General features: G+C 59.9%; 1 protein-coding gene. It reads right to left on the bottom strand.

Annotated features, from left to right (window positions below):
- Positions 1-242 (bottom strand): InlB B-repeat-containing protein (locus tag GQF01_RS02495; protein ID WP_161405319.1); only part of this gene is annotated, 242 nt, incomplete at both ends.

Here is a 242-nt window from a genome sequence, read left to right as displayed (position 1 = left end):
TGCCGTCTTTCGAGTCGAACGTCACCGTGTACGTTGCGACCGGTATCGCCGTCCATTTCGCATACAGAGTCGTATTCGCGCTTACCGTACCCGTCGCGAAGTCCCACGCCGAGGCGTAGCCCTCATCTTTATACCAACCCGAGAACGTGTAGCCCGCTCGGGTCGGATCAGCTGGCTTCGTGATCGTCGCTCCCGCAGTGATGCCAGTCAAGCCCGCTACCGCACTGCCGTCTTTCGAGTCA

The sequence above is a fragment of the Paenibacillus silvestris genome, from assembly GCF_009882985.1.
Lineage (GTDB): Bacteria > Bacillota > Bacilli > Paenibacillales > NBRC-103111 > Paenibacillus_E > Paenibacillus_E silvestris.
This window is presented reverse-complemented; position numbering and strand designations above follow the sequence as displayed.